This window comes from Streptomyces sp. 4F14 (genome assembly GCF_048159485.1).
Lineage (GTDB): Bacteria > Actinomycetota > Actinomycetes > Streptomycetales > Streptomycetaceae > Streptomyces.
This window is the reverse complement of record NZ_JBLRVY010000345.1, coordinates 1-330: the sequence shown is the minus strand read 5'-3', so window position 1 is coordinate 330 and position 330 is coordinate 1. Positions and strand designations below refer to the sequence as shown.

1 protein-coding gene is annotated in these 330 nt (G+C 78.8%); it reads right to left on the bottom strand.

Annotation, left to right across the window (positions count from 1 at the left end; all coding sequences use genetic code 11):
- Nucleotides 1–330 (bottom strand): FAD-dependent oxidoreductase (locus tag ACLZOT_RS51040; protein WP_416976122.1); only part of this gene is annotated, 330 nt, incomplete at both ends.

Below are 330 nucleotides of genomic sequence, written 5' to 3'. Positions count from 1 at the left end.
CCCACCGCGAGCCCGCTGTCCGCGAGCCACTCGGTGTTGGGGAGCGAGCCGATGGCGACCAGGATCTCGTCGGCCTCCACCAACTCGCCGTCGGCGAGCCGCACCCCGTCCTCCGTCACCTCGGCCACGGTGACCCCGGTGCGCAGGTTCACCCCGTGGTCGAGGTGGGCCTGGGAGAGGACCCGGCCGACCTCGGTGCCGACCGCGTGGGCCAGCGGGACGGGGGCCGGTTCGAGCAGGGTCACCTCGCAGCCCAGGCGCCAGGCCACGGCGGCGGCCTCGGGGGCGCGGCACCCCGCGCCCCCCCCCCCCCCACCGCCCCCCCGCGGC